At 73.8% G+C, this 8,530-nt stretch carries 11 protein-coding genes; 4 read left to right on the top strand and 7 right to left on the bottom strand.

Annotation, left to right across the window (positions count from 1 at the left end; genetic code table 11):
- Positions 1-147: 147 nt before the first annotated feature.
- Both ACWDNY_RS30725 and ACWDNY_RS30720 read right to left on the bottom strand, forming a co-directional pair.
- Positions 148-1,023 (bottom strand): SDR family NAD(P)-dependent oxidoreductase, encoded by an 876-nt coding sequence (locus ACWDNY_RS30725; RefSeq protein ID WP_451649090.1) that lies wholly within the window; start codon positions 1,021-1,023, stop codon positions 148-150.
- A 129-nt stretch (positions 1,024-1,152) separates the two neighbouring features.
- Positions 1,153-1,431, bottom strand: a complete 279-nt coding sequence (locus ACWDNY_RS30720; RefSeq protein ID WP_451649089.1) for a metal-sensitive transcriptional regulator — start codon at positions 1,429-1,431, stop codon at positions 1,153-1,155.
- A 100-nt stretch (positions 1,432-1,531) separates the two neighbouring features.
- Between ACWDNY_RS30720 and ACWDNY_RS30715 the strand changes: the two genes are divergently transcribed.
- Positions 1,532-2,095, top strand: a complete 564-nt coding sequence (locus ACWDNY_RS30715; RefSeq protein WP_451649088.1) for a rhodanese-like domain-containing protein — start codon at positions 1,532-1,534, stop codon at positions 2,093-2,095.
- Positions 2,096-2,219: 124 nt separating this feature from the next.
- Here the strand turns inward: ACWDNY_RS30715 and ACWDNY_RS30710 are convergent, their stop codons facing one another.
- Positions 2,220-2,663 carry an ATP-binding protein gene (locus ACWDNY_RS30710; RefSeq protein WP_451649087.1) on the bottom strand — a complete coding sequence of 148 codons (444 nt, stop codon included), beginning with the start codon at positions 2,661-2,663 and terminating at the stop codon, positions 2,220-2,222.
- Between the two features lie 144 nt (positions 2,664-2,807).
- Here ACWDNY_RS30710 and ACWDNY_RS30705 point away from each other — a divergent pair, with 144 nt between their 5' ends.
- Both ACWDNY_RS30705 and glpK read left to right on the top strand, forming a co-directional pair.
- Positions 2,808-3,575, top strand: a complete 768-nt coding sequence (locus ACWDNY_RS30705; RefSeq protein ID WP_451649086.1) for an IclR family transcriptional regulator — start codon at positions 2,808-2,810, stop codon at positions 3,573-3,575.
- A gap of 34 nt (positions 3,576-3,609) precedes the next feature.
- Positions 3,610-5,124: a glycerol kinase GlpK gene (gene glpK / locus ACWDNY_RS30700; RefSeq protein ID WP_451649085.1), complete on the top strand. Its 1,515-nt coding sequence runs from the start codon at positions 3,610-3,612 to the stop codon at positions 5,122-5,124.
- Between the two features lie 84 nt (positions 5,125-5,208).
- Here the strand turns inward: glpK and ACWDNY_RS30695 are convergent, their stop codons facing one another.
- The 3 genes from ACWDNY_RS30695 to ACWDNY_RS30685 form a co-directional block, all read right to left on the bottom strand.
- Complete coding sequence (locus ACWDNY_RS30695; RefSeq protein WP_451649084.1) at positions 5,209-5,565, bottom strand: helix-turn-helix transcriptional regulator; 357 nt, start codon at positions 5,563-5,565, stop codon at positions 5,209-5,211.
- A 437-nt stretch (positions 5,566-6,002) separates the two neighbouring features.
- A complete protein-coding gene (locus ACWDNY_RS30690) occupies positions 6,003-6,209 on the bottom strand; it encodes a hypothetical protein (protein ID WP_451649083.1) in 207 nt (68 codons plus the stop codon).
- Between the two features lie 384 nt (positions 6,210-6,593).
- Positions 6,594-6,914, bottom strand: a complete 321-nt coding sequence (locus ACWDNY_RS30685; RefSeq protein ID WP_451649082.1) for a DUF2795 domain-containing protein — start codon at positions 6,912-6,914, stop codon at positions 6,594-6,596.
- A gap of 319 nt (positions 6,915-7,233) precedes the next feature.
- Between ACWDNY_RS30685 and ACWDNY_RS30680 the strand changes: the two genes are divergently transcribed.
- Positions 7,234-7,638 (top strand): SseB family protein, encoded by a 405-nt coding sequence (locus tag ACWDNY_RS30680; protein WP_451649081.1) that lies wholly within the window; start codon positions 7,234-7,236, stop codon positions 7,636-7,638.
- Positions 7,639-7,777: 139 nt separating this feature from the next.
- Here ACWDNY_RS30680 and ACWDNY_RS30675 read toward each other — a convergent pair whose 3' ends face one another.
- On the bottom strand, positions 7,778-8,167 hold the full coding sequence (locus tag ACWDNY_RS30675) for a MarR family winged helix-turn-helix transcriptional regulator (protein WP_451649080.1): 390 nt from the start codon (positions 8,165-8,167) through the stop codon (positions 7,778-7,780).
- Positions 8,168-8,530: the final 363 nt, after the last annotated feature.

Here is an 8,530-nt window from a genome sequence, read left to right as displayed (position 1 = left end):
GGCCGGCCCGGACCGCTCGGCCGGGGCGGCGCCGACGGCACTCCGTGAGGCGCCGCGCGGCCGTCCCCGGCGGCGCCGCCCGCCACATGCCGCACCCGCCGGTCCTCGGGCGGAGGCCCCTCTGCGGAGGCGGTGCGCCGCCCGGCGTCAAGCAGAGTGTGCCGGTCGGCCTGGGCCCGCCGTCCGGGACGCGCCCTCCCCGGCGTGGTAGCGCGGGGCGAGCGCGGCGCCGGAACCGGTCCGCACGGCGAGTTCCGCGGCGGCCAGCCGTTCCACGGCCGCGGCGTCCTCCAGGCCGGGCACGCAGACCACCTCACCGGTCTCCAGCGCTGCGAGCGAGGCCGTCACCACGTCGGCCGCCGGCATGCCACCGTCGTCGTGCACGCGCTGCCGCTCGCCCGGCACCGGGGCCTCGCCCGCGGTCAGGTGGAACTCGGTGGCGGTCAGGCCGGGGCAGACGACCTGCACGCGCACCGGCGTGCCCTCCAGTTCCGCGGCGAGGGTCCTGCTGAACGTCACCATGTAGCCCTTGGTGCCGCCGTAGACGGCCCGCTGGGGGAGCGGGCCGGGCGGCAGCGCTCCGGCGAACGCCAGCAGCGAGGCGACGTTGATCACGGCGCCCCGGCCGCGCGCCACCATGCCGGGGACGGCGGCGCGGGTCAGCACGGTGGGCGTCACGACGTTCACGTCGAGGACCTTTGTGAGCAGCGCGGTGGGCACTTCGGCGAGCGGCCCGTACCCGTTGATGCCGGCGTTGTTGACGAGCAGCGCCACGTCGTCCGCGGCGACGCGTTCCGCGACGCGGGCGACGTCCTCCGACCGGGCGAGGTCGGCGACCACCGTCTCCACCCCCGCCCCGCTGCTGTCGCGCAGTTCCTCGGCGAGGGCGGTCAGGCGGTCGGCGCGCCGGGCGACGAGCACCAGGTCCCAGCCCCGGGCGGCGAGCTGCCGCGCGTACTCGGTGCCGATTCCCGACGACGCCCCGGTCACGACGGCCGTGCCGGGTGTCCCGTTCTCTGTCATCCGCCCTGTCCCTTCGTCCGACGACCTCGCCTTCCCGGCGTGACCCGCGGTGAGGCCCTCATGATCGCCGTCCGGCCGGGTTTCCCGCGGCCGGGCGGCGAAACCGCCGGACACCGGGGCGGCAGTGCCTCACGCCAGCGACAGGAAGAGCTTCTCCAGCCGGGCGCGCATCTGCTCCCGGTCCCCGGCCTCCTGACCGCTGTCGGCCATGCAGTGCTGGAGCCCCGTGGCGATGATCGCGAAACCGGCCCGGTCCAGCGCGCGGGAGACCGCCGCGAGCTGCGTGATCACGTCCTCGCAGTCCCGGCCGTCCTCGATCATTTTGATGATGCCGGCGATCTGGCCCTGCGCCCGCCGCAGCCGGTTGAGCACGCCCTTCAGCTCGTCGGCCGCCATCTCGAGTTCCACCCACCCACCTCCCGTAGATGCTCCTGATACCCCGAGGGGTATGATAAGCACTGCTTCAGGTCTACGCCTGGAAAGGGAGCAGGAAGGGAACCCGCCGCACATGACCACCCACGCCGCCGTTCATCCCGACCAGGCCGCCGAGCGCCTGCCGGAGTACACCGTCATCGACGTGCGCACCCCCGGCGAGTACGCCGCGGGCCACATACCCGGTGCCCACAACATCCCGCTCGACCGCCTCCACACCGCCCTGCCCGCCCTCAAGGCCGCGGCCGCCCGCGGGGAACTGCTCCTCGTCTGCGCCTCGGGCCGGCGCTCCGCCGCAGCCTGCCGGCAGCTCGCCGCCGCCGACATTCCCGCCACCACCCTCACCGGCGGCACCACCGCCTGGGCCGAGGAGGGTCACCCCGTCCACCGTGACGGCGGCCGCACCGCCTGGCCCATGGAACGCCAGGTCCGCCTCGTGGCGGGCTCCCTCGTGGTGACCGGTCTCGCCCTCGGCACCCGCTACCGGCGCGCCCGCTGGCTGTCCGCCGCCATCGGCGGCGGACTGGTCTTCTCCGCCGTCACCGACACCTGCGGGATGGCGGCCGTCCTGTCGAAGCTGCCCCACAACCGCCCCCGCACCGCCGACCTCGACGCCACCCTCGAGGCTCTGGCCCGCTGACGCCCCGACGGGTGCTACGGCGGTCCCCCGGCGTGTCCGGCCGGGGGGCGTCCGGTGTGCCGTCCGGCCACGCGCGCGGCGACCGGCACCGGAAACGGGCGCCCGGCCGGGGTGCCGCGCCGGCTCAGGCGGCGGGCACCTCGGCCCATCGGCACGTCTCACCGGGAAGCACCCGCACACCGCACCGCGCCGACAGCGCGTCGACGATGCCGAGGCCGCGGCCGTGCTCGTCCGGGTCGACCGCCTCCCGGGTGTCCTCGGGCGCGGGGGGCTGCCCGCCGGCCGTGGGTCCGCGGTCGGTCACCTCGACGCGCACCGCGCCGGTGCCGTCCACCAGGACCCGCCACAACCGGAGCGTGGCCGGGGGCAGGGCGTGGACGAGTGCGTTGGTGAGCAGTTCCGAGACCACCAGCAGGACGTCGTCGGCGACGTCCGCGGGCAGGTTCCAGCTGCCGAGGACCCGGCGTACACGTCGGCGCACGGTGGGTATGGCCTCGGCGGCCGGGGAGAGCGGGAAGACCTGCTCGGCCTCCCCGCAGGGCGCGGCGTAGAGCTGCGCTACTGACATGGGCCCTCCTCGTCGGCGGTGCGACCCGGGCGGGAAACCGGCCGCAACCCTGCACGTTAGGCAGACAAACCCGACAGGTCAATGAACATCGGTCGACATTGCCGAACGGCGGCTGTTCCAGGCAAACCGGGCTACGATCGCCTCATGGCCGGACCGGTCCAGTCCATCGAACGGGCGGCGGCGATTCTGCGTCTGCTCGCCGGGGGTCCCCGCCGTCTCGGACTGGGTGAGGTGGCGTCCTCACTGGGCCTGGCCAAGGGCACCGCGCACGGCATCCTGCGCACCCTGCAGCACGTGGACTTCGTGGAACAGGACGAGGCGACCGGCAAGTACCAGCTCGGCGCGGCGCTGCTGCACCTCGGCACGAGCTACCTGGACGTCAACGAACTCAGGTCGCGTTCCATCAACTGGGCCGACGCCCTGGCCGCCCGCAGCGGTGAGGCGGTGCGGCTCGGCACGCCCCTGGAGGGCAGGGTGCTCGTCGTCCACCACGTCTTCCGGCCGGACGACACCCTGCAGACCCTGGACGTCGGCGCGCTGCTGCCGCTGCACGCCTCCTCGCTCGGCAAGGTGCTCCTCGCCTTCGGTGCCGCGCCCGTCGCCCCCGTACTGGAGGCCGGTCCCGAGGCGTACACCCGGCACACCCTGGTCCTGCCGGAGGAACTGGCCCGGGCGCTCGCGGAGATCCGGGAACTCGGCTGGGGCGCCGAGGTGCAGGAGATGAGCATGGGCGAGGCCGGCGTCGCCGCGCCGATCAGGGGACAGGGAGGTCTCGTGGTGGGCGCCGTCTGCCTGTCCGGCCCCGTCGAACGGATCTGCGACACCAAGGGTCGGCCGCTGCCGTCCCTGATCACCTTGCTCCGGGAGGCCGCACGGGCGATCTCCAGAGACCTGGGCGCGGTCCGCTGGTAGCCCTCGCCACGACGCACCGGAAGGCAGGCCCGTCATGGTTGACCGGTATGTGATGTCCATCGACCAGGGCACCACCTCCACGCGATGCATCCTGTTCGACCACAGCGGACGGCTGGTGTCGGTCGCCCAGCGGGAGCACCAGCAGTTCTTCCCCCGGCCCGGCTGGGTCGAGCACGACGCGGTGGAGATCTGGCGCAACCTGCGCCGCATCGTGGGCGAGGTCCTCGCCGACGCCGGTGTGGACGCCGAGCAGGTGACCGCGATGGGCATCGCCAACCAGCGGGAGACGACGGTGCTCTGGGAGCGGAGCACCGGCACCCCGCTGGGCAGGGCGATCGTCTGGCAGGACACCCGCACCGGGCCGATCGTCGACGAGCTCGGCGAACGGCCCGGCAGAGACTTCTTCCTCGACCGCTGCTGCCTGCCCCCGTCGACGTACTTCTCCGCCCCGCGCATCAGCTGGCTGTTCGAACACGTCGACGGGCTGGAGCAGCGCGCGCGGGACGGCGAGGTGCTGTTCGGCACGATGGAGACCTGGCTCATCTGGAACCTCACCGGCGGCCCGGACGGCGGCCTGCACGTCACCGACGCCACGAACGCCAGCCGCACCATGCTCGCCAACATCCGCACGCTCACCTGGGACCCGGAGCTGATGGAGTTCTTCGGGGTGCCGCGCGCCATGCTGCCGGAGATCCGGTCCTCGGCCGAGATCTACGGGGAGGCCCGCGCGCTGCTCCCCGGCGTCCGTATCGCCGCCGCCCTCGGCGACCAGCAGGCGGCGCTGTTCGGGCAGACCTGCTTCTCGCCCGGGGAGGCGAAGTGCACCTACGGGACCGGCAGCTTCCTGCTGATGAACACCGGCACCGAGCTCGTGCGCTCCCGGCACGGACTGCTCACCACCGTGGCGTACAGGATCGGAGACCGGCCCACGGTCTACGGCCTGGAGGGGCCCATCGCCGTCACCGGCTCACTCGTGCAGTGGTTCCGCGACCGGCTGGGGCTGATCAGCAGCGCCCCGGAGATCGAGACGCTGGCCCGCACCGTCGAGGACAACGGCGGCTGCTACATCGTCCCCGCGTTCTCCGGGCTGTTCGCCCCGCACTGGCGCAGTGACGCGCGCGGGGTGATCGTCGGCCTCACCTCGTACATCACCAAGGGCCATCTGGCCCGGGCCGTCCTGGAAGCCACCGGCTGGCAGACCCGGGAGGTCGTCGACGCCGTGAACGCGGACTCGGGCCTGGCACTGAAGGAGCTCAAGGTCGACGGGGGCATGACCTCGGACAACCTGCTCATGCAGTTCGTGGCCGACGTGCTCGACGTGCCCGTGATACGGCCCCTGGTCGCCGAGACGGTCTCGCTGGGCGCCGCCTACGCCGCCGGGCTGGCGGTCGGCTACTGGCCGGACCTGGAGGTGCTGCGCCGCAACTGGCACCGCGCCGCGCAGTGGGTGCCGGACATGGACCCCGAACGGCGTGCGGAGGAGTACACGTGCTGGCAACGGGCGGTGGAGCGGTCCGTGGGGTGGATCCAGCCGCACCGTCGGGCCTGACGCGGCCCCGTCGGTCCCGACGCGGTCCGGGGCGCCGTCCCGGCCGCCGGAGCACGGCTTGGCGGCCGGGGGCGCCCCGGACCTCTACGCGGGGGCGTGCCCGGGCGCCTCGCCGACACCGTCCGCCGGCCGGCCGCGGTCCGCCTCGTCCTGGGCGAGGAGCGACAGCAGCGCGGCCACCGTCAGGCCGGCCTCGGCCGGGTGGCGCAGGACCTTGCCGGGGTCGATGCGGTAGGTGTTGCCGCGTCCTTCCCGGGTGTGGGAGAGGTAGCCGTCCCGCTCCAGGTCGGAGATGATCTTCTGGACCGCGCGCTCGGTGAGCCGGCAGTGGGCGGCGATGTCGCGGATGCGCGCGTTGCGGTTGTCGGCGATGGCGGCCAGCACCCGGGCGTGATTGGTGAGAAACGTCCATCCGGTGTGGGGCTCAGGGACTCCTTCCATGCGGGCAAGCCTACGACCCGTGGTTCGCGTACACAAAAACCGGAACTGGCTTTCTGCCGTGGGCCGTCCGTGGGCCGTCCGTGGGCGTGGTGGCGAGCGGAAGGACGTACCAAGTCGGCCGCCGCCGGACGGGTTCGCCGGCACCGACCGGCCGGCGCATCGCGTGCATCGGAACCCGCGGCAGTGGTTACCCAGACTCCGTAGGGTTCGGCAGTGAGCCCTGAAGGGCTCTTCGTGCCGCGCGCACGGAGAGCCCCCGTCGGCGACGCCCACGCGGCGGACCGGGTCCTGCGGCGGCCGCCCGCCGATGCGAGCCGCCGTCTCCGCCCCCCGTGCCTGCCGGGACCCCCGTGTCCGGTGCCGTGCCCACGCTCACCGCGTCGCGGCCGTGGCCCTCGGACACCGGCCGCCGTCGAGGCCCCCGAAGCGCCCGTCCCTCACAGCCGCGGCGTCACCGCGAAACGGGGTCCCAGGTCCGGCCGGTCCGCGCCGGCCAGTTCGGTGACCAGGCGATGGACCTGTGTCAGGTCGTGGAGCACGGACCGGGCCTCCTGCGGGGACAGCCCCGAGGCCCGGGCGACCTCCTCCAGGTACACGCCCTCGCCGTGGCGGCACTCCTGTGCCGCGGTGAGCGCGAGGAGCACCTGCTCGTGCTGCTCGGTGTAACCGCACCGCTCCTGGTGCTGGTACGCCGGTCCGGGTCCCGGCGGGGGCGGCCCCCTCCGCCCACGTTCGGACGGGTCGCCGGCAGGCTCATGGGGCCTGCCGCGGCGTGGGGCAGCGGTCCCCTCGTCGAGGGAGTCGTCGCCGGGCCGGCCGGAGCGCGGCCGGGACGACCGGCTGGTCGCTGCGCGGACATCGGGCGCCTCCCCGGCCTCCTGCGCGTCCGGGGCCGCCGCGCGCCCCCGTCGTGCATCCGCATCGCTCCGCTCGCGCCCCATGAACACTCCTGTCGTCGTAATTGACGTGCCCGCCCGTCGCGTCGCGTCAGGCGGCCGCGCCGCGCCGCGACGGGCGGGCGGGCGACGTCAGCGGTCCAACTCCTCCTCCACAGGGGGCTTCGGCACATCGCGCAGGTGCTGGGACTGGCCGGGCCGTCCGCCCTCGCGGGCCTGCTCGGCACGCTGTGCGTCGCTCAGATCCAGATCGGAGTCGGCGGGCAGACGCACCGACCGGACCACCTCCTTGCGGTTGGCGTACTGCTCGGGCGGGAGGCCACGCAGCGCCTTGATGACCTCCTGCGACGCGCCGGACCGTTTCGCCGCCTCGATCAACTCGTCTTTGCCGGCCGGGAAGTCGACGTCCTTGATGGCGTCCACCACGTCCCGGGCGCTCGTCCTCTGGCTCATGGCTTCCTTCCTGTCAATCCTCGGGCCATGGCCGAGTAACCATCGTCCCCGCGTCACTCACCTCACGTCCGTCTCGCGCGCATCGTGTTTCGTCCGGCGCCCGCGCGGCCCCCGCGACCGACCGAACTTCGGAAAGACCGGAAAGAGGCGTGGACGGGGGCGGACCTCCGGCCGGCCGACCGGACGGCCCGCCGGGCCGCCCACTCCGCGGTGGAGAAGGAGGTTGGTTCGCGTGCGATCGGGTACGCGGCCAGGAACGCGCCCGGGAGGATCACCTCACGGGCGGGCCGCACGACCCGCCGCGACCAGGGAATACGTCATGGACACACCCGCGAACAACAACAACGCTTCGACGCCCGCGCAGCGCGCGCTGGACGTGCTCGTCGAGCACGCCGAGGACGCGACGGCGCTGGACACGCTCGCGAGCAGCAATGTGCTGGTCCCCGTGCCCGACGACGTGAGCGAGGAGGACGCCGCGAACCCGGCGGCGGTGGCGCTGCCGGTCCTGGAACAGCCGGGCAGTGTCCCCGTGGTGCCCGTCTTCACCTCGGAGACGGAGATGAACGAGCTGCTGCCGTTCATCTCCCGCTACCGTCTCGTTCCGCTCGGCGCGCTGGCCTCCCAGTGGCCTGCCGACGACCTGTCGCTGACCATCGACGCCAACTCCCCGCATGGGCTGACGCTCACCTCGGAGGGGGTGCGCACGCTGCTCGCCCGGCCGTAGGGCCACGCCTGCCAACGGAGACGGGCGCGCCGGTCGCGGCCCCGCGGCACCGGCGGAAGTCGGCGGAGCCGCGCGGCACCGGCGGCACCCTCCGCGTTCCGGCTCCGCCGGCGGTGGCTGCGGTCCGGTCCTCCGGCTCTCAGCCGTTCAGCGTGCGGGCCAGCACCGCGCGTTGCAACGGACGGACCTCCCTGTGCAGATCACGGCCCTTGCGTGTCAGGGACACCCACACGCCCCGCCGGTCCTCCGCGCACACCGACCGCTCCACCAGGCCGTCCTTCTCCAGCCGGCCGATCAGCCGGGACAGCGCGCTCTGGCTGAGGTGGACCCGGCCGACCAGGTTCTGCACCCGGCAGTGGTCGCCCTCCTCCGGCGCCGCGGAGGCCAGCAGGTCGAGCACCTCGAAGTCGCTCGCGCCCAGACCGTGCGGATGCAGCACCCGTTCGATCTCGCACATCGTGCGCGCGTGCACCGACAGGATGTCCCGCCACCGTTCCTCGAGCCGGGCCCCGGCCGTGTTCGCTCCCATGGACCGCATGTTAATGCGCGTGCATGCAGGTCGGACGGCCGCACATCTGTGCGATCCGGGTGCCGATCGTGCGCTCGGCGTGGTCACGGCGCGGTCGATCGGTTCGGGACCCGCACGCAGGCCGGCCCCCGTGGAAGCGTGAACGGTGCGACCGGTCGGTGTGCGGCGCGGCGTCCCGCGGGCTCGAAGAAGGGCCCGGCCGTCGTCCAGCGGCCGGGCCCTGCACACGCGTCGGGGTCAGCGGCCCGGCATGAACGGAGCCGACCGGCCGTGCCGGCTCTCGGACGACTCCGCCGCTCGGGCGGCGGCGCTGGCGGCCAGGGCCAGCAGCAGGGCGATCGCCCCGGTGACGACGTTGTTGAT

The organism is Streptomyces sp. NPDC003697 (assembly GCF_053587115.1).
The sequence above is the reverse complement of the archived record's forward strand: the minus strand, read 5'-3'. Positions and strand labels throughout refer to the sequence as shown.